The organism is Actinophytocola sp., assembly GCF_036378875.1.
In the GTDB taxonomy this organism is placed as follows: domain Bacteria; phylum Actinomycetota; class Actinomycetes; order Mycobacteriales; family Pseudonocardiaceae; genus Actinophytocola.
This window is the reverse complement of sequence record NZ_DASUVO010000098.1, coordinates 69,863-87,874: the sequence shown is the minus strand read 5'-3', so window position 1 is coordinate 87,874 and position 18,012 is coordinate 69,863. Positions and strand designations below refer to the sequence as shown.

Below are 18,012 nucleotides of genomic sequence, written 5' to 3'. Positions count from 1 at the left end.
TCCCATGAAGATGTTGGGGCGTGGGAGACGACGGGGCTTCGCCACCGTCGCGATGACCACCATGTTGCTGGTCGCGGGGCTTGCGAGCCCCGCACAGGCCGATCCCGTTGCCAACCCTGCAGGCGACCGGGCGGCGATCGACGCGTACGTCGACAAGTACGACCACGCGATGGGGTCGCAGATCCGCAAGCACGAAGGCACGGCCCAGATGCCGCAGAGCGTCAACCCCGCCGACAGCGGGGTACTGGCGACGGTCGAAGGCATGGACGTGAGCGGCCACCAGGGCAATGTGGACTGGCCCTACTGGTGGGGCCAGGGCAAGCGGTTCGTCTGGGCGAAGGCGACCGAGGGCACCGGCTACGAGAACCCGTACTTCGCACAGCAGTACAACGGTTCCTACAACCAGGGTTTCGTCCGAGGGGCGTACCACTTCGCACTGCCGGACCGGTCCTCCGGCGCCGCGCAGGCGAACTTCTTCTCCAACAACGGTGGCGGCTGGTCTGGTGACGGCAGGACGCTGCCGGGCGCGCTTGACATGGAGTACAACCCGTACGGCGCCACCTGCTATGGCCTGTCCAAGGCCGCGATGACCGCGTGGATCAGGGACTTCAGCAACACCTACAAGGCGCGGTGGGACAAGTACCCGGCGATCTACACCTCCACCAGCTGGTGGAACCAGTGCGTCGGGTCGAGCTTCAGCTCGACCAACCCGCTGTGGGTGGCACGCTACGCGTCCGCGGTGGGCGCCCTGCCGTTCGACTGGGGCGTCTACACGGTCTGGCAGTACAGCTCGTCGCCGATCGACCACAACAGCTTCAACGGTTCCTACGACCGGCTGGTCGTTTTGGCGTCCAACAGCGACTGAGACCGACTGTCCTGTTGACACCCTGACGGGGCCTTCCTCCACCACCAGGAGCGAAGGCCCCGTTCGTGTGTCTAAGCTCCGCGTGAATATTGCGTGAGTTGAGGGAACCGAACATCCCCGTGACCACGTCGGACCGGGCAGGAACATGATCGGGGAGGGCCAATGACTTACCCACCGCAGGGACCGTACGGGCAGCAGCCGGATCCCTACGGACAGCAACAACCGCAGTACGGCGGCTATCCACAGCAGCAGCCGCAGCAGCCCCAGTACGGTGGGTACGACCCGAACGCCCAGTACGGCGGTGGTTACGGGCAGCAGTACGGTGGACTCGGCGGGGGGCCGCAGCCACCGAAGAAGACCAACAAGGGCCCGATCATCGCGGTGGTGTCCATTGTGGTCCTTATCCTCGCCGGTGTCGGCATCACAGGCTTCGTCGCGCCGGGCTTCTTCCTGTCGGACAAGGGCAGCGACGCCGCTGGCGGGAGCACGACCAGCGGCAAGAAGGACACCGGCGCGGAGGCGTTCATCGAGAAGCTCGTCGCGGCCGCGGACGACAAGGACAAGAGCGCGCTGAAGGACCTGCAGTGCTCCGACGCGTCCGACGGGGTCACGGGCGCGACCAACGCGATCGACGAGATCACGAGCGCCGACCTGAAGGAGATCAGCGAGCAGTCCGACACCAAGGCCATCGCGATCCTGACCATCAAGGTCGACGGCGAGACGGACGACTACGAGACCACGGTCGTCAAGGACGGCGGCAAGTGGTGCTGGCAGGACATCACCAACGGCGCCGGCGGCTCGTCGAACGAGCCGACGGAGGAGAGCACGTCGGAGGACGACACCGCGTCCTCGGACACCGCGGAGCCTCCGGCCGGCGGCGCGACCGGTGACTCCGAGGGTGAGCAGTTCGTCCAGTCGTTCCTCGACAAGCTGAACGGGGGCGACGGCGCGGGCGCGGCCGCCATGTCCTGCTCGGACAGCACGAGCCAGACCGACATCACCGACGCCGCCGCCAAGGGCGCGCAGCTGCAGATGGTCCCGGAGGGCACGACAGCGGACTCGAGCTACGTGGGCGCCGACCTGAAGGGCACGCTCGCCGGCGAGGCGGCCGAGGGCCGGACGAGTGCGTTCCTCGAAGACGGCGCGTGGTGCATCTACACCTTCTTCGCGTACTGAGGTAGGTTCTGCCGCCGATGGCTGCCACTCTCATGATCCTGGGTCTCGTGGCGGTCGTCGGCGGCATTGTCGTCTTCGCGTGGTCGTCTCGCCTGGTCGCGACCATGCTGCTGGCATTCGGCGCACTCGCGGTGGTGACCGGCTGGCTGCTCCCGGACGTCGCACGGGCCGACGCGCTGCGGACCGGTGGTCTGGCCGCGGGTTCGGTCGTCGCGCTGTACGCGTTGTGGCTCAACGACCGGCGCAGACGTGTCGACGAGGAACGGCAGCTGCTGGAACACGAACGGCAGCAGCTGGAGAGCGCCCGCGCCAACCACGAGCGGGAGCGGGCCGCCGACGATCGTTTCCTGCGTGCGGTCGAGTTGCTGGGCCACGACGCGGACCAGGTGCGGGTGGGCGCCCTGCACGCGCTGGCCGGCCTGGCCCGCAGCCACCCGTCCTACACGCAGGACGTGCTGGACGTCATCTGTTCCTATCTGCGACGCCCGTTCGAGCACCCGGAGTACCGGGAAGCACGTGGCGACGACTCAGATCAGGCCCTTGACCGTGCCGAGGCCGACCGCTGGCGCGTCGTTCGCCTGACCGCACAACGGTTGCTGGCCGATCTGCTCCCGAAGGTCGGCACACCGAACGCGCCCGCCTACGACCTCGACCTCACGGGCGCGACGCTCGAGTACTGCGACCTGTCCCACCGCGTGATCGGCCAGCTGCGGGCGCGGGTGCTGAAGCTGTACCAGTCGAACTCGTTGCACCACTGCGAGATCCACGGCCCGGCGTGGTTCACGGAATCCACGAGCTGGGGCCGGCTGTGGCTGCACCACATGGAGTTCCACGACCTGGCCGTGTTCAGCAGGGTCCGCGTGCTGGGCAAGGCGGGGTTCGAGAGCACCGTGTTCCACGGGGAGACCCGGTTCGACAACGCCACGTTCGAAGGTCGTGTCTCCTTCGCGGACACGACCTTCGAACGGGACCCCAACCTGTCGAGCGCGAAGTTCAGGAGCGTGGCGCCGCCACCGCCCGGCTGGGTGGTGCGAGGCCAGAGCCTGGTCCGCCCAACTAGTTGAACAGGGCGGGCAGCGTGCCTTCCCAAACCTCGCGCAGTTCTGCCAGTGCCAGCTCGCCGACACCCTCGACGCGGAGCGCGGTCGTGTCGGTGACCTGGCCGAGGCGCTGCCACGGCAGGCCCGCGGCGTCGCAGCGGGCAGTGAACTCGTCCTGGTTCGGCACGGACACCAGCACCCTGGCGGATGACTCGCTGAACAGCGCCACGAACGGGTCACCGGTCAGTTCGACGTCGCAGCCGCGACCCGTCAGGACGGTGGCCTCCACCAGCGCCTGGGCCAGGCCGCCTTCGGAGAGGTCGTGGGCCGCGGCCACCCCGCCATCGCGGAGCACCGACGCGATCACCTGCTCGCGGTCGAGGTCCACGGCCGGAGGCCGCCCGCCAAGGTGGTTGTGCACGACGTGCGCCCACTCCGAGCCGCCGAACTCGTCGTTGGTCTCGCCGAGCAGGATCAGCGTGTCGCCCACCGCGCCGAGGCCGGTGGGGATGCGGGCCGCCACGTCGTCGATCACGCCGAGCACGCCCACCACCGGGGTCGGCAGGATGGCCGTCGAGCCGGTCTGGTTGTAGAAGCTCACGTTTCCGCCGGTCACCGGGATGCCGAGCGTCGCGCAGCCGTCCGCCAGGCCACGCACGGCCTGCTGGAACTGCCACATCACCCCAGGGTCCTCCGGGGAGCCGAAGTTGAGACAGTTGGTCACCGCGACAGGCCGGGCACCCGAGGAGGCCACGTTCCGGTAGGCCTCTGCGAGCGCCAGCTGCGCACCCGCGTACGGGTCGAGGTACACGTAGCGCCCGTTGCAGTCACAGGAAACCGCGACACCGCGGCCCGTCGCCTCGTCGATGCGGATCATGCCCGCGTCGGACGGCTGCGCCAGCACGGTCCCACCGCGTACGTAGCGGTCGTACTGCTCGGTCACCCACCGGCGGGAGGACAGGTTGGCCGAGCCGGCCATCCGGATGATCTCCGCGCGCAGTTCGTCCGCTGTGGACGGACGGGTCAGTGTGGCTGGGTCGGCCGCGATCACCTCGTCCTGGAAGGACGGACGGGCGATCGGCCGCTCGTACACCGGACCCTCGTGCGCGACGGTTCGCGGCGGCACGTCGACCACCGTCTCACCGTGCCACGTGATCACGAGCCGGTCGCCGTCGGTGACCTCGCCGATCTCCGTCGCGATGACGTCCCACTTGGCGCACACCCGCATGAACGCGTCCACATCGGACGGTCGAACCACGGCGCACATGCGTTCCTGCGACTCGGACGAGAGGATCTCCGCCGGCGTCATCCCCTTGGCCCGCAAGGGAACCCGCTCCAGGTTGACGTGCATGCCGCCGTCACCGGCCGACGCCAGCTCCGAGGTCGCGCACGACAGTCCCGCGCCGCCGAGGTCCTGGATGCCGACGACGAGCCCTTCCCGGAACAGCTCGAGGCAGCACTCGATGAGCACCTTCTCGGTGAACGGGTCGCCGACCTGCACGCTCGGCAGCTTCTTGCGCCCCGCGCCGCCCTCGTCACCGGCGAACGTGTCGGACGCCAGCACGGACACACCGCCGATGCCGTCGAGCCCGGTCCGCGCGCCGAAGAGGATCACCTTGTTGCCGGTGCCGGAGGCATGCGCGAGGTGCAGGTCCTCGACCCGCATCGCACCAAGGCACAGCGCATTCACTAGCGGATTGCCCTGGTAGGTGGGGTCGAAGACCACCTCGCCGCCGATGTTGGGCAGGCCGAGGCAGTTGCCGTAACCGCCGATGCCGGCCACCACACCGGGCAGCACCCGGCGCGTGTCGGGCGCGTCCGCGGCGCCGAACCGCAGCGGGTCCATCACCGCGAGCGGCCGCGCGCCCATCGCGAGGATGTCCCGCACGATGCCGCCGACGCCGGTCGCCGCACCCTGGTAGGGCTCCACATAGGACGGATGGTTGTGCGACTCGACCTTGAACGTCACCGCCCAGCCGTCGCCGATGTCCACGACGCCGGCGTTCTCGCCGATGCCCGCGAGCATGGCAGAACGCATCTCGTCGGTGGTGGTCTCGCCGAAGTACTTCAGGTGGACCTTGGACGATTTGTACGAGCAGTGCTCCGACCACATGACCGAGTACATGGCGAGCTCGGCGTCGGTGGGGCGCCGGCCGAGGATCTCGCGGATCCGCTGGTACTCGTCGTCCTTGAGCCCCAGCTCCCGGTACGGCTGCGGGGTTTCCGGGGTGGCCGTGGCGTGCTGGACCGTGTCGACGTGGGCTGTGGCGGTCACGCGAGCACCGTCCCCAGCACCGAGCGGAACATGGCGAGGCCGTCGTCCCCGGGTCCGGTCAGCTGGTCGATCGCGTGCTCGGGGTGCGGCATGAGACCGACGATCCGCCCGTCCGCCGAAGAGATCCCGGCGATGTCGCCGAGTGAGCCGTTCGGGTTGATGTCCAGGTACCGGAAAACCACCCGGCCCTCCCCCTCCAGTTCATCCACAGTGGACTGGGTCGCGGCGTACCGGCCGTCCATGTTCTTGACCGGGATGACGATCTCCGCGCCGTCCGTGTATCCCTCTGTCCACGCGGTGGAGGTGCGTTCCACGCGCAGCTTCTGGTCCCGGCACACGAAGTGCAGGCCGGCGTTACGCAGCAGCGCGCCGGGCAGCAACCCGGCCTCGCACAGGATCTGGAAGCCGTTGCAGATGCCGAGCACGGGCATCCCGCGCTTGGCGGCGGCCACGACCTCGCCCATCACCGGCGCGAACCGGGCGATGGCGCCGGCCCGCAGGTAGTCGCCGTAGGAGAACCCGCCGGGGACGACGATGGCGTCCACGCCACGCAGGTCCGCGTCCTTGTGCCACAGCGCGACGGCCTCACCGCCCGCGTACCGCACGGCACGCGCCGCGTCGGCGTCGTCCAGGGTGCCGGGAAACGTGATGACGCCCACCCGGCTCACGAAATCCTCCGCACCACGAAGTCCTCGATCACCGGGTTCGACAGGAACCCCTCGGCGATCTTGGCGAGCGTCTCGTCGTCGACGGTGTCGTCGACCTCGAGCTCGAAGTGCTTGCCCTGGCGGACATCGGAGATTCCGGTGAATCCCAGCCGGGGTAGGGCATTGGCCACGGCCTGACCCTGGGGGTCGAGGATCTCGGGCTTGGGCATGACGTCGACGACGACTCGGGCCACGACAGGCTGCTCCTGGGTCGAGGGTGGCGTACCCCCAAAGACTACCTGAGCTGCGCGTTCGCCCGGCCGGGCCGCCCGGTCTTCGCGGCACCCCATCGCCTGAACTTCTAGTTGCACGTAGTAGTCGAGAGACAGCGCTCCGGGTCCGGCGCCAGAGGAAAGTCACGGAGTCCGACCGCTGTTCGCGCGAACCAGTGTCCAAGCTGGCCGGATTCCTGACCCTGGGTCTGCCACCAGGAGCCACACGAATGACCTGGTAACGGCGCATTCACGGACAGGAGTCTGTCCCACATCGAAGGAGACGACGTTGCGTTCACTACTCATCACCACCGCGCTGGTAGCCGGACTGGTCGGCGCACCAACGGGTGCGGACGCCAGCACGCGCACCTGGCCAGCGGTACTCCAACCAGCGGCGACGAACCTGTTCCCCGAAGGCGTGGCATGGGACCCGACCCGGCAGGCGCTGCTGGTGACCTCGCTCCACCAGCCCGCCCTGATCTCGGCGGTGGGCAAGGACGGCGTGGCGAGAACCGTGGTGTCCGACCCGGACTTACCGGCGCTGGTCGGCATCAAGGTGGACGTGGCACGGGGCCGGATCCTCGCCGCCGCCGGCAACCCGATCACCCCGGGCACGAGCTACCTGGCGGTGTACGACCTGGCGACCGGTGTGCGTGAACAGCTGATCGACCTGTCCGGCCCGAACCACGCGGCCAACGACGTCGCACTCGACCCGGCCGGCAACGCGTACGTGACCGACAGCAGCGCGGGCGTGGTGTACAAGGTGGACACATCCGGATACGCGACGATGCTGAGCACCGACTCCCGACTCGGCCCGTCGATCGGCGCGAACGGGATCGTGTGGCACCCGAACGGTTACCTGCTGATCAACAACTACACGACCGGGAAGCTCTTCCGCCTGCAAGGCGGACAACTGACCGAGTTACGCCTGACGAACCCGTTGTACGGCGCGGACGGCATGGTCCTTCGACACGACGGCACACTGATCGTGGTCACGAACGCGCTCGGCGGCATCCCGGGCAGCACGGCCGCCGTGCATGAGCTCAAGGTCACCGCCAGGGCCGCGATCCCGGTGCGCACCACCCCGTGGCCGGACCCCGAACCGACGACGGTCGCCGACACCCCGTACGGCGCGTACGTCGTGGACGGCCGGATCAGCCAGTTCCTGTCGGGCGGCACGGCCACGGACTTCGTCCTCCGCCGCCTGTAGAACCGCGGTATAACCGCGCCCCGCACGAATGGTCCTTTCGTGCGGCCGGGGGCCCCCCGATTTCCACGCTACCGGCAGGCACCGACAAAACCGGTGCTTCGGGCTCGAGGCCTGTGGACAACTCTGTTTGATCGTTCCGCCCAGCGCGAGAGCGTTCTCGCGCTGGGCGGAACGATCAGCGCCGGGCGAGTGTGCTGAGGTCGCCAGTCTTTGGCGAGGGCGGCCCCTGCCCGAGCTAGACAACCTATGTGAGCTGGGCATTCACCCGGGCCGGCCGGCTGGTCTCCGCGGTCCAGGAGGCCAGTAGCCGCAGTGCCTCCTCGTCCGGGCTGCCGGGGTCGGCGACGTGGACGACGAGTGACAGGTCCGGCTCGTCCGGCGGGCGGAAGACCTCGTACCGCAGGTAGAACTCCCCGACGATCGGGTGACGGTAGCGGTGTCCGCCCCGGACCTTCTCCCGCACCGGGTGTCCCGCCCAGAGCCGCGCGAACGTGGGGCTGCGCATGCTCAGCTCGCCGATGAGCGTGGCGAGGCCCTCGTCGTGGGGCGTTCGGCTGGTTTCCATGCGCAACTGCGAGACGATGAGGCGGGCCTTGTCCTCCCAGTCGGCGAACCGGGAGGCGACCTCGTCGTTGAGGAACACCAGCCTCGGCATGCTGCGCTCCTCGGGCGGCAGTGCCCCGAAGTCGGTGATCAGGGCGGTGAGAAGCGGGTTCCATGCGTGCACCTGGCCGGCCCTGCCGAGGATCCCGGCCGGGACGTGGGTGTTGTTGAGCAAGGTCTGGAGCGCGGTACGCAGCGCCGGCGACCCGTTGGCGCCGGCCTTGCGCTGCGGCCGGGCGAGGTTGTGCAGGTAGCGGCGCTCGGACGGGTCGAGTGCGAGCGCGGTTGCCACGGCGTCGATGACCTCGGCGGACGGGTTCCGCAGCCGTCCCTGCTCCAGCCGCACGTAGTAGTCGACGGACAGCGCCGCCGCCTGCGCGAGTTCCTCACGCCGCAGCCCAGGCACCCGCCGACGCCCGGCGACGGGCGTCAACCCGAGGTCCTCCGGCTGCCGACGAGCGCGCCGGGACCGAAGAAAGTCGCCGAGCTCCACCCTGCGATCCATACGATCAGTATTCCGGTCAGCCAGGTTCCTAGCCTGGGTCTGCCAGACCCAGGGTTGCACGGACGACTGGGTAACCGCGCTTGCCACGGACAGGATCGGTCCTGATCAAAGGAGGCAATGTTGCGTTCACTTCTCATCACCGCCGCACTGGTGGCCGGACTGGTCGGCGCACCAACCGGCGCGGCGGCCACCACCCGCGGCCTGCCACCGGTACTCCAGCCGGCGGCGGAGAACCTGTTCCCCGAAGGGGTCGCGTGGGATCCGACACGACGGTCGCTGCTGGTGGGCTCGCTCCACCAACCCGCGCTGATCTCGGCCGTGGGCCGGGACGGCGTGGCGAGAACGGTGGTGTCCGACCCGGACCTGCCGGGGCTCGTGGGTTTCAAGGTCGATGCCGCCCGCGGCCGGATCGTCGCGGCCGTCGGTAGCCCGATGGCCCCCGGCCCGAGCTTCGTCGCCGTGTACGACCTGGCGACCGGGGTACGTGAGCAGCTGATCGACCTGTCCGGCGAAGGCCACGCGGCCAACGACGTCGCACTCGACCCGGCCGGCAACGCATACGTGACCGACACGGGCGCGGGCGCCGTCTACCGCGTGGACGTCGCCGGCCGCGTGACGACGCTGAGCACCGACCCACGTCTCGGCCCGTCGATCGGCGCGAACGGGATCGTGTGGCACCCCGGCGGCTACCTGGTGATCGCCAACTACTCGACCGGGAAGCTCTTTCGCCTGCAAGGCGGACGCCTGACCGAGTTGTGGCAGCCGAAACCCCTGATCGGCGCGGACGGCATGGTTCTACGCCGCGACGGCACGCTGGTCGTGGTCACCAACGCACTCGCCGGCTTGCCAGGCAGCACGGTCGCGGTACACGAAGTCGCACTCACCGGCCACGCCGCGATCCCGTTCCGCACGACATCATGGCCAGACCCGGCCCCGACGACAGCCGCGGACACCCCGTACGGCACCTACGTCGTGGACGGCCGGATCGATCGGCTCCTCACAGGCGGCACGGCAACGGACTTCGTGCTACGCCGCCTCTGAACCCTTGCGACGGACAAGGCCCGACGATCCATCTCCGTCTCGGAGAGTCGCCGGGTCTTGTTCGCATCTACCCAGGTGGTAGGCGCAGTGGCCTTCCCGCCTGGTAATCCCGATGTCGGGTACGAAGCATTTTGACTTCGAGCCAGCCCGCATTGGTACGAGCGCATAGTTGCTCCACCGCATCCCAATGCGCGGCGAGGAGACGGACGAAGTCCCAGCGTGACGCGTCCCGAGCGGGTGGGCGTAGACACGCGCACCGCAGTTGGTTCGCCAGGGCTGCTGAGGCTTCGCATAAACGCGTGCGGATATGACGGTCTGCCGTGATCACGACCCACCCGCGCCGAGCGACCTCGGGAATCCACTCCTCATCCTTGCGAGGAATGAGATCCTTGACGGGCTCGTGTGACCCGGTCACCACATCGTTGCGTAACCGCATCAGGCCCAGGCCGACTCCAGCAAGGTCCTCGTCGACAAAGAACCTGACCTTGTCCAGATCAGGAACTCGTGGCCTGCCGGTCACGCGATGCGTGCGTGGAGCCGGTCGTAGTTCACGGCTTGGCGAACGTCGTCCTCGGTCAGGTCGTACCACTCAGCGACGTCGGCGGGATGTTCGCCAGCGCGCACCAGGCCCGCGATGGTCGAGACGCGGACGCTGTGGCCGTCCATGACGGGCTCGCCGCCGCGCAGGTACGGGTCGAGTCGCACAACAGGAAAGTCCGGATCTGGTCGAATCGCGGCAACGTCGCCCTCGTGTTCCTCATCGAACTGGGCGGACGCCACGAACTGCTCGACCCATGGGGCAAGTAGCAGTTGCCCGGTCACCTCTTCACCGAACATGCCCGGCAGCCCTGCTTCTTCCTGCGCCTTCCACAGCATGCGGCGACCGGCGGCCCGCACGTACGGCGCCGCGTTCGCCAGGGGATATGTGCGGTCGAACCTCTCCCGCAGCACCTCCACCACACGACGGAGTTGTGGTACCGGGATGCGATTGACGTCGCGGTAGCCAGCGAACAGGCGCGCCTCGACGAACTCTCCCCAGGTCACCCACCTGCTCGTCTTCTGCTCGGCGCGCAGAATGGGCGCGTACCACACCCCCTCGCGCCGGTAGCCGTTCAGCCACCGCGACGCCGTCCCCTTGGTCAGCCCCAACACCCGATCGACCTGCGGGTATGTGTACACGGGGCGGTCCATCAGCGACACGACATCACCCATGCTTCCCACACTCGCGATGATCCCACGCCGGTTGCCCACCAGCCCCCATCCGATTCGCTGATCCACCCGCGTGCGCAGGAACCATCACACGTTAGGTGAACAACTGCGACCCAGAGTGGTTGCGTCGGGAACCCGGCTCGCGCTGGCCTTGATCGTTCGCTCAGCGCGAGATCGCTGGCACCCTGCCCTGCCGGCAGGACAGGGTGACCGCATGAGGATTCTCGTGCTCGGAGGAACCATTTTCGTTGGGCACGCTGTCGCCGCCGAGGCGGTGCGGCGTGGTCATGAGGTCGTGTGTGCGGCGCGGGGTGAGTCCGGGGCGGTGCCGGCTGGTGCGACGCTGGTGAAGGTCGACCGGGATGCCGAGGACGGGCTCGCCCCGCTCGCCGCCGAGAGCTTCGACGCGGTGGTGGACGTGTCGCCGCTGTCCTACCCGTGGGTGCGGCGCGCGCTCGAGGCGTTCGGCGAGCGGGCCGCGCACTGGACGTTCGTGTCGACGATCAACGTGTACTCGGATGTCCGGACGCCGGGTCAGACGCCGGCCACCGGTCCGCTCGTCCCCGCGCTGGAGCAGCACTCGACCCGCGAGGAGATGGCGGCCGCCGGCGAGGACGGGGTGGCGCTGTACGGCGGCATCAAGGTCGCGAGCGAGAACGCCGTGCTTGCCGCGATGGGTGACCGTGCGTTTGTGGTGCGCCCGGGACTCATCACCGGCTCGTGGGATCGCAGTGACCGTTTCGGTTACTGGCCCGGCCGGTTCGCGCGCGGCGGGCGGGTGCTCGTGCCGGACGTCCCCGACCAGCGGATCCAGATGATCGACGTGAAGGACTTCGCGACCTGGATCGTCGATGCCGGCGAAAAGCGGCTGGGTGGCACCTTCGACGCCATCGGGCCGCACCGGCCGACGAACACGGTGCTCGAGGACATCGCGGCGGCCGTCGGGTTCGACGGCGAGCTGGTCAAGGCGACCTCGGAGCAACTCGCGGAGGCGGGTGTGAACTCCTGGGGTGGGCCGCGGTCGCTCCCGCTGTGGGTGCCGGCGGAACACGAAGGGTTCAAGACGCACGACCCGACGCCGTCGCTGGAGGCGGGTATGCCGGTGCGTCCGTTCGCCGACGCGGTGGCCGACGCGCTCGCCCACGAGCGTGAACTGGGTCTGGACCGCGAGCGGAGGGCCGGGTTGTCACTCGACGAGGAGAAGGAGGTACTCGCCAAGCTGTAGCGGAGGTGGCACGCTCGGGGGATGGCCGAAACCTTCGACTATGTCGTCATCGGCGCTGGCAGTGCCGGGTGCGTGCTCGCGAACCGGCTGAGCGAGGACCCGTCGGCCAGGGTCCTCCTGCTGGAGGCGGGCGGCGAGGACGACGTCGACGAGGCACACATCCCACTCGCGTTCTCGACGCTGTTCAAGACGCGCTTCGACTGGAACTACGAGACAGTCGAGCAGAAACACCTGGGTGACCGCAGCGCGTACTGGCCGAGGGCGAAGATGCTCGGCGGCTGCTCGTCGATGAACGCGATGATCTACATCCGTGGCAACCGCACGGACTACGACGCGTGGCCGGCGGGCTGGTCGTGGGACGAGGTGCTGCCGTACTTCATCCGGTCCGAGCACAACACACGGCTCGCGGGACCGCTGCACGGTGTGGACGGTCCGCTGTATGTCGAGGATCGCCGGTACACCCACGAGTTGTCCCACGCCTGGGTGGCGTCGGCCGTCGCGTCGGGCATGAAGCCGACGGACGACTTCAACGGGGCGACACAGGAGGGCGCGGGCCTCTACCAGGTGACGTGCCGGCGGGGCAGGCGCTGGTCGACCGCGGACGCCTACCTGCGTCCCGCGCTGACCCGGTCCAACCTGACCGTCCGGACGGCCGCGCTGGTGAACCGGATTCTCTTCACGGGCAGCCGTGCGGTCGGGGTCGCGTACTCGTGGCACGGCGTCGAGCACGAGGTGGGCGCGTCGACCGAGGTCCTGCTGTCCGGTGGCGCGGTGAACTCGCCGCAGCTGCTGATGCTGTCCGGGGTCGGCCCGGCGACGCACCTTCGTGAGCTGGGCATCGACGTGGTCGCGCACCTTCCCGGCGTCGGGGAGAACCTGCACGACCACCCGGCCGTGCCCATGCTCTGGCGCACCAAGGGCACGACCGACCTGACGTCGCTGGCCACACCGGGCCGGCTGATGCGCTGGCAGGCGACGGGCAGCGGTCCGTTCGCGTCGAACGTCGGTGAGGCGGGCGCCTTCTTCCACACCCGGGACGGCTTGCCGGCGCCGGACATGCAGGTGCACGTGGCACCGACCTTGTTCTACGACAACGGTTTGCGCGAGCCCTCGGTGGCCGGGTTCACCGCGGGCGCGACGCTCGTGGACGTGGCGTCGCGGGGCCGGTTGTGGCTGCGTTCGGCGGACCCACGCTGGCGCCCGATGATCGATCCCGCCTACTACGCGGAACCGGTGGACATGGACGCGATGGTGTCGGCGCTGCGCACGCTGACCGAGGTCGCCGCCGAAGGTCCGCTCGCGAAGTACCTGGCGGGGCGGTTCCTACTGAGCGACGGCGAACTGGTCGACCAGGTCCGGGCACACACCCAGACGCTGTATCACCCGGTCGGGACATGTGCCATGGGGACCGGGGAACACGCGGTGGTGGATCCGACGTTGCGTGTGCATGGGATCGACGGTTTGCGGGTAGTCGACGCGTCGGTGATGCCGAAGGTCCCCCGAGGCAACACGAACGCTCCGACGATCATGGTCGCCGAGAAGGCAGCGGACCTGGTCAGGGGCCGTTCTAGCATGCGGTAGCAAACGCACGTTCGATTCATCCCCAGAGTTGTCCACAGGTGTGGACAACTTGTGAACGCCAGTTCGAATCATCCACAGGCCTGTCCACAGGTGTGGACAGGCCACCCCTAGCGGGTGAACCTGCTCCTCCGGGCTTACGGTCGCGTTCGGGACCGGCGACCTTGGTGGAAGTCGCCGAACGAGGTGTCCGGCCACGACTCCAGGCAGGTCCCGCCATGAACGAGAACAACACCAGGCAAACCTATCTAGCCCTGCGGTTCGGCCTTGTCGCGCTGACATTAATGCTTCTCATCGCGATCGCGACAGAGATGTTCAGCTCGGACTGTTGCCTCTACTCGATCAGCGATTATTACCACTCACCCGCGTCAAGCGTGTTCGTCGGCGCATTGTGCGCGATCGGCGTATGTCTCATCGCCTACCGCGGAAATACCGACAAAGAGAACGCGGTACTCGACTACTCGGGTTTCATGGCGTTCATCGTCGCGTTCGTGCCGACCGGGCCCGACCTGACCGGCGCGCCTCCCCACGCCCCACCCCCCGACAACTCCCTCCTCGCCGACAGCGTGACGAACAACGTGCTCGCGGTGCTGGTGACCGCGATAGTCGTGGCGATCGCCGCCTGGCGGATACGGTGGCTTCGACCAGAAGATCAACTCAGCGGCTTCGCCAAGCGGACGCTCGCCGTGACGCTCGTCCTGCTCGTCATCGGGCTCGTGATCTTCTTCGAGCGGCGCGACTGGTTCTTCCAGTACGGTCACACCACGGCGGCGATTCTCCTTTTCGCGGGCATTATCGTGGTGGCCTGGTTCAACGCCGTCGACTTCGCGACGAAGCGCAATGAGAGCATCTGGTGGAACCGGTACACCATCATGGCGTTCGGTATGGCGCTGACCGTCGTTGTTTGTGCCCTGCTCTACGCGGCTGGCAACCGCTACGCGGTTCTCACCGTGGAAGTATTGTTGATCGTCGAGTTCGGGGTGTTCTGGCTCGTGCAAACGGACGAGCTACGGAACAGGCCGACCCGCACCCCGCAAATGGCCAACGCCGAACCGTCATAGCTCCACGCCGTCGTATGCCTCGCGGGCGTCGAGCAGTTCGTCCCAGTGCTCCGCCGCCCATGCACAGGCCACCGCCATGGGCACCAGCATGCTGCGGCCCACCGGGGTCAGCTCGTACTCGACGTGCGGGCCGACCCCGGCGTGGACGGTGCGCTTGACCAGCCCGTCACGTTCGAGGGACCGCAGCGACTGGGTGAGGACCTTGGGCGTGACGCGGCGAAGCGGCACGCGCAGCTCGGAGAACCGGCGCGGCCCGTGTTCGAGGCAGCGGATCACGAGCCCGGCCCATTTGTCGCCGAACCGGATCGGGTTGAGCGAGGACGGGCACAGCTCGTCGAACATGTCGGCGGGCAGGGGTTCTCTCACGAACTCACGATAGCTGGTATCCGGCTGGTAACCGGGGGTCTCGATAGCGTCGGCCCACCGGCTGGGCAACACGCTCCGGCCCTGGTGAGAGGACGTTCTCGGGATGAAAATCGTGATCTTCGGCGCCGGCGGTCGGGCGGGTCGGCGGGCCGTCGCGGAAGCACGCCGGCGCGGCCACGAGGTCACCGCCGTGGTGCGTGATCCCGCCCGCCACAGCACCCTGACCGACGTTCGGGTCGTTCCGGGGGACGTCGTGGACACGGCGGATATCGCGCAGGCAAGCGTCGGGCACGACGTCGCCATCAGCGCTGCCGTGGATCTGTCCGTGGCACCGCAGGACTTCTTCACGACGGCGTCCCGCGCCCTGAACACCGGCCTGACGAAGGCCGGGGTGCGGCGCCTGGTGGTGGTCGGTCTGGCGTCGATCATGCCGGGGGCGTCCGGCGCGCTCATGATGGACGAGCCCGGCTACCCGAACGAGTACCGCGACTTCTATCTCGGCCACGCGGCTGGCCTCGACGAGCTCCGTGCCAGCGACCTCGACTGGACCTACGTCGCCCCCGCGGGCGACTTCGACCACGACGGCTCACGCACCGGCCGGTACCGGATCGCTGAGCACGGCGACCCCGACAGCCGGATCTCCTACGCCGACTTCGCCATCGCCCTGCTCGACGAGATCGAAACTCCCCAGCACCCGCGCGCCGCGATCATCGTCCGCGACGCGTGATGTCTCAGAGCGTGACCGACTCGCCGCGGGGCAGCACCCGGAACTCGGCGTCGGGCGCCATGCGGGTCACCCAGTTCTGCTGAACCTGGAAGCCCACCTCGGTGAGCAGGGCCTCGTGGATGGGCACCGCCACCCTCGGCCCAACAGCGCGCGCGAACTCGATGGCCTCGCTCGTCTTCAGCCACGGCGCGCTCATCGGCAGCCCGAGCACGTCGATCCTCTGCTCGGGCACGAAGAGCGCGTCGCCGGGGTGGTAGAACGCGCCGTGGTCCACCACGTAGCCCGCGTTCGTCGGCATCGCGAAGTCCGGGTGGATCGTCGCGTGCCGGCCGCCGACCACACTGATGGCCGCGCCCGCGAAGGTGAGGGTGTCACCTGGCCGAGCGACCGCCGTTGGGGTGAGACCTGCCTTTTCGAGCTCCGGCACGGTGTCCTCGTCGACGACCAGCGCCGCGTTCGGGTTGGCCGCGACCAGCGCGGGCAGGCGTTGCACGTCGAGGTGGTCGAAGTGCTGGTGCGTGATCAGGATGGCGTCCAGCTCGCGGACCGACTCGAAGTCGCTGGACAGCACGCCCGGGTCGAACAGCAGGCGCGCCGAGTCCGTGGACAGCAGGACACACGAATGTCCGAAGTGAACGATCTCCACACGGACCAGGCTAGTCGCGACGAACGCTACCGCCGAGTAACGTGGGCGTCAGCACTGTCAGCAGGGAGGCCAGTAATGACCGCCGTCCAAGCGAAGCAGGACACGTTCAACTCGCTCAACCCCGCGACCGACGAGGTCGTCGGCACGTATCCGGTTCACACCGCCGAGGATGTCGAGGCCGCGGTGGCACGGGCCCGCGACGCGGCCCAGTGGTGGGCCGGCCTGGGGTTCGCCGGGCGGGCCGAGCTGTTGCAGCGCTGGAAGGGCGTGATCACCCGGCGAGCCGCGCAGCTCGCGGAGGTCGTGCACGCCGAGACGGGCAAGCCGCACGCCGACGCGATGCTCGAGATCGTGCTGGCGATCGACCACACGGCCTGGGCCGCGAAGCACGCGTCGAAGGTCCTCGGCCGCAAACGGCGTCCGGCCGGTCTGCTGATGGCGAACCAGGCGGCGTCGGTCGAGTTCCAGCCGCTCGGCGTCGTCGGCGTGATCGGGCCGTGGAACTACCCGGTGTTCACGCCAATGGGTTCGATCGCGTACGCGCTGGCCGCCGGCAACGCGGTGGTGTTCAAGCCCAGCGAGTACACGCCGGGCGTCGGGCGGTGGCTGGCGGAGAGCTTCGCCGAGGTCGTGCCGGAGCATCCGGTGTTCCAGCTGGTCACGGGCTTCGGCGCGACGGGTGCGGCACTGTGCCGGTCAGGCGTCGACAAGCTCGCGTTCACCGGCTCGCCCGCCACCGGCAAGAAGATCATGGCCGCGTGCGCGGAGACCCTGACCCCGGTGCTGATCGAGGCTGGCGGCAAGGACGCGCTGCTGGTCGACGCGGACGCCGACCTGGACGCGGCGGCCGACGCCGCGGTGTGGGGCGGCATGTCGAACGCGGGCCAGACCTGCGTCGGCGTGGAACGGGTCTACGTGCACGAACGGGTGTACGACGACTTCGTGTCCAAGGTCGTGAAGATCGCGAATGACGTCCGGGCCGGCGACGACCCGGAGGCGCAGATCGGCCCGATCACCATGCCGGGCCAGCTGGAGATCATCAGGCGGCACATCAAGGACGCCCTGGCACGCGGCGGCCGCGCGCTGGTGGGTGGCGAGAAGGCGGTCGGCGACCGGTTCGTGCAGCCGACGGTCCTGGTGGACGTGCCGGAGGACTCGGCGGCGGTCCGCGAGGAGACGTTCGGCCCGACGCTGACCATCGCGAAGGTCGCCGACATGGACGAGGCGGTGGCCAGGGCCAACGACTCGAAGTACGGCCTGGCGTCGACGGTGTTCGCCAAGCGGCGGGGCATGGAACTGGCCCGCCGCCTCCGGTCGGGCATGACCGCGGTGAACAGCGTGATCTCCTTCGCCGGCATCCCGTCGCTCCCGTTCGGCGGCATCGGCGAGTCCGGCTTCGGCCGGATCCACGGCCCGGAGGGCCTGAAGGAGTTCGCCCGTCCGAAGGCGATCGCCCGGCAACGCTTCCGCGCCCCGCTGGTGCTGACCACGTTCAGCCGCACGGCGAAAACCGACGCGACGGTCGCCAAGCTGATCACCCTGCTCCACGGCAAACGCCGCTGAGCC

Annotated in this window: 18 protein-coding genes; 10 read left to right on the top strand and 8 right to left on the bottom strand. The window is 68.7% G+C overall.

Features of this window, described 5'->3' with window-relative positions:
* The first annotated feature begins 52 nt into the window (after positions 1–52).
* The 3 genes from VF106_RS27960 to VF106_RS27950 all read left to right on the top strand — a co-directional run bounded on the left by VF106_RS27960 (position 53) and on the right by VF106_RS27950 (position 3,105).
* Positions 53–865, top strand: coding sequence for a lysozyme (locus VF106_RS27960; RefSeq protein WP_330842835.1), 813 nt, complete (start codon positions 53–55; stop codon positions 863–865).
* Positions 866–1,027: 162 nt separating this feature from the next.
* Positions 1,028–2,041, top strand: coding sequence for a hypothetical protein (locus tag VF106_RS27955; RefSeq protein ID WP_330842834.1), 1,014 nt, complete (start codon positions 1,028–1,030; stop codon positions 2,039–2,041).
* Positions 2,042–2,058: 17 nt separating this feature from the next.
* Positions 2,059–3,105: a pentapeptide repeat-containing protein gene (locus VF106_RS27950; RefSeq protein WP_330842833.1), complete on the top strand. Its 1,047-nt coding sequence runs from the start codon at positions 2,059–2,061 to the stop codon at positions 3,103–3,105.
* On the opposite strand, the gene purL is transcribed toward VF106_RS27950, so the two are convergent.
* From purL to purS, 3 genes are read right to left on the bottom strand one after another with little or no spacing between them, the layout of a single operon-like run.
* Positions 3,098–5,356, bottom strand: coding sequence for a phosphoribosylformylglycinamidine synthase subunit PurL (gene purL / locus VF106_RS27945; protein ID WP_330842832.1), 2,259 nt, complete (start codon positions 5,354–5,356; stop codon positions 3,098–3,100). The genes VF106_RS27950 and purL overlap by 8 nt on opposite strands.
* Positions 5,353–6,024 (bottom strand): phosphoribosylformylglycinamidine synthase subunit PurQ, encoded by a 672-nt coding sequence (gene purQ, locus VF106_RS27940; RefSeq protein ID WP_330842831.1) that lies wholly within the window; start codon positions 6,022–6,024, stop codon positions 5,353–5,355. Before purQ ends, purL begins: the two co-directional genes overlap by 4 nt.
* Complete coding sequence (gene purS / locus VF106_RS27935) at positions 6,021–6,257, bottom strand: phosphoribosylformylglycinamidine synthase subunit PurS (protein ID WP_330842830.1); 237 nt, start codon at positions 6,255–6,257, stop codon at positions 6,021–6,023. The genes purQ and purS overlap by 4 nt, the downstream gene beginning before the upstream one ends.
* Positions 6,258–6,564: 307 nt before the next feature.
* On the opposite strand from purS, the gene VF106_RS27930 reads away from it, so the two are divergent.
* Positions 6,565–7,485, top strand: a complete 921-nt coding sequence (locus tag VF106_RS27930) for an SMP-30/gluconolactonase/LRE family protein (RefSeq protein WP_330842829.1) — start codon at positions 6,565–6,567, stop codon at positions 7,483–7,485.
* A 244-nt stretch (positions 7,486–7,729) separates the two neighbouring features.
* Here VF106_RS27930 and VF106_RS27925 read toward each other — a convergent pair whose 3' ends face one another.
* Positions 7,730–8,593 (bottom strand): helix-turn-helix transcriptional regulator, encoded by an 864-nt coding sequence (locus VF106_RS27925; RefSeq protein WP_330842828.1) that lies wholly within the window; start codon positions 8,591–8,593, stop codon positions 7,730–7,732.
* Positions 8,594–8,713: 120 nt separating this feature from the next.
* Between VF106_RS27925 and VF106_RS27920 the strand changes: the two genes are divergently transcribed.
* The gene (locus VF106_RS27920) at positions 8,714–9,634 is read left to right on the top strand and encodes an SMP-30/gluconolactonase/LRE family protein (protein ID WP_330842827.1); all 921 of its coding nucleotides are present in this window, start codon (positions 8,714–8,716) and stop codon (positions 9,632–9,634) included.
* A 67-nt stretch (positions 9,635–9,701) separates the two neighbouring features.
* On the opposite strand, the gene VF106_RS51020 is transcribed toward VF106_RS27920, so the two are convergent.
* Both VF106_RS51020 and VF106_RS27915 read right to left on the bottom strand, forming a co-directional pair.
* Positions 9,702–10,154, bottom strand: a complete 453-nt coding sequence (locus VF106_RS51020) for a PIN-like domain-containing protein (RefSeq protein WP_414639071.1) — start codon at positions 10,152–10,154, stop codon at positions 9,702–9,704.
* On the bottom strand, positions 10,151–10,846 hold the full coding sequence (locus VF106_RS27915) for a DUF433 domain-containing protein (RefSeq protein WP_330842826.1): 696 nt from the start codon (positions 10,844–10,846) through the stop codon (positions 10,151–10,153). The genes VF106_RS51020 and VF106_RS27915 overlap by 4 nt, the downstream gene beginning before the upstream one ends.
* A gap of 211 nt (positions 10,847–11,057) precedes the next feature.
* On the opposite strand from VF106_RS27915, the gene VF106_RS27910 reads away from it, so the two are divergent.
* The 3 genes from VF106_RS27910 to VF106_RS27900 all read left to right on the top strand — a co-directional run bounded on the left by VF106_RS27910 (position 11,058) and on the right by VF106_RS27900 (position 14,707).
* Entirely contained in the window at positions 11,058–12,068 is a 1,011-nt protein-coding gene (locus tag VF106_RS27910) for an NAD-dependent epimerase/dehydratase family protein (RefSeq protein ID WP_330842825.1), read from the top strand.
* Between the two features lie 21 nt (positions 12,069–12,089).
* Positions 12,090–13,649 (top strand): GMC family oxidoreductase, encoded by a 1,560-nt coding sequence (locus VF106_RS27905; protein ID WP_330842824.1) that lies wholly within the window; start codon positions 12,090–12,092, stop codon positions 13,647–13,649.
* Positions 13,650–13,864: 215 nt separating this feature from the next.
* Positions 13,865–14,707, top strand: a complete 843-nt coding sequence (locus tag VF106_RS27900) for a hypothetical protein (protein ID WP_330842823.1) — start codon at positions 13,865–13,867, stop codon at positions 14,705–14,707.
* Here VF106_RS27900 and VF106_RS27895 read toward each other — a convergent pair.
* Entirely contained in the window at positions 14,702–15,073 is a 372-nt protein-coding gene (locus tag VF106_RS27895) for a winged helix-turn-helix transcriptional regulator (RefSeq protein WP_330842822.1), read from the bottom strand. The two genes, VF106_RS27900 and VF106_RS27895, sit on opposite strands and share 6 nt — an antisense overlap.
* Before the next feature lie 103 nt (positions 15,074–15,176).
* Here VF106_RS27895 and VF106_RS27890 point away from each other — a divergent pair, with 103 nt between their 5' ends.
* A complete protein-coding gene (locus tag VF106_RS27890; protein WP_330842821.1) occupies positions 15,177–15,800 on the top strand; it encodes an NAD(P)-dependent oxidoreductase in 624 nt (207 codons plus the stop codon).
* 4 nt (positions 15,801–15,804) lie between these two features.
* Here the strand turns inward: VF106_RS27890 and VF106_RS27885 are convergent, their stop codons facing one another.
* A complete protein-coding gene (locus VF106_RS27885; RefSeq protein WP_330842820.1) occupies positions 15,805–16,446 on the bottom strand; it encodes an MBL fold metallo-hydrolase in 642 nt (213 codons plus the stop codon).
* A 75-nt stretch (positions 16,447–16,521) separates the two neighbouring features.
* On the opposite strand from VF106_RS27885, the gene VF106_RS27880 reads away from it, so the two are divergent.
* Positions 16,522–18,009: an aldehyde dehydrogenase family protein gene (locus VF106_RS27880; RefSeq protein WP_330842819.1), complete on the top strand. Its 1,488-nt coding sequence runs from the start codon at positions 16,522–16,524 to the stop codon at positions 18,007–18,009.
* Positions 18,010–18,012: the final 3 nt, after the last annotated feature.

Bases quoted from the DNA above. Each gene is read 5' to 3' on its own strand.
- VF106_RS27960 (WP_330842835.1), top strand. From the start codon at position 53: ATGACCACCATGTTGCTGGTCGCGGGGCTTGCGAGCCCCGCACAGGCC.
- VF106_RS27955 (WP_330842834.1), top strand. From the start codon at position 1,028: ATGACTTACCCACCGCAGGGACCGTACGGGCAGCAGCCGGATCCCTAC.
- VF106_RS27950 (WP_330842833.1), top strand. From the start codon at position 2,059: ATGGCTGCCACTCTCATGATCCTGGGTCTCGTGGCGGTCGTCGGCGGC.
- VF106_RS27925 (WP_330842828.1), bottom strand. From the start codon at position 8,593: ATGGATCGCAGGGTGGAGCTCGGCGACTTTCTTCGGTCCCGGCGCGCT.
- VF106_RS27915 (WP_330842826.1), bottom strand. From the start codon at position 10,846: ATGGGTGATGTCGTGTCGCTGATGGACCGCCCCGTGTACACATACCCG.
- VF106_RS27910 (WP_330842825.1), top strand. From the start codon at position 11,058: ATGAGGATTCTCGTGCTCGGAGGAACCATTTTCGTTGGGCACGCTGTC.
- VF106_RS27905 (WP_330842824.1), top strand. From the start codon at position 12,090: ATGGCCGAAACCTTCGACTATGTCGTCATCGGCGCTGGCAGTGCCGGG.
- VF106_RS27900 (WP_330842823.1), top strand. From the start codon at position 13,865: ATGAACGAGAACAACACCAGGCAAACCTATCTAGCCCTGCGGTTCGGC.
- VF106_RS27890 (WP_330842821.1), top strand. From the start codon at position 15,177: ATGAAAATCGTGATCTTCGGCGCCGGCGGTCGGGCGGGTCGGCGGGCC.
- VF106_RS27880 (WP_330842819.1), top strand. From the start codon at position 16,522: ATGACCGCCGTCCAAGCGAAGCAGGACACGTTCAACTCGCTCAACCCC.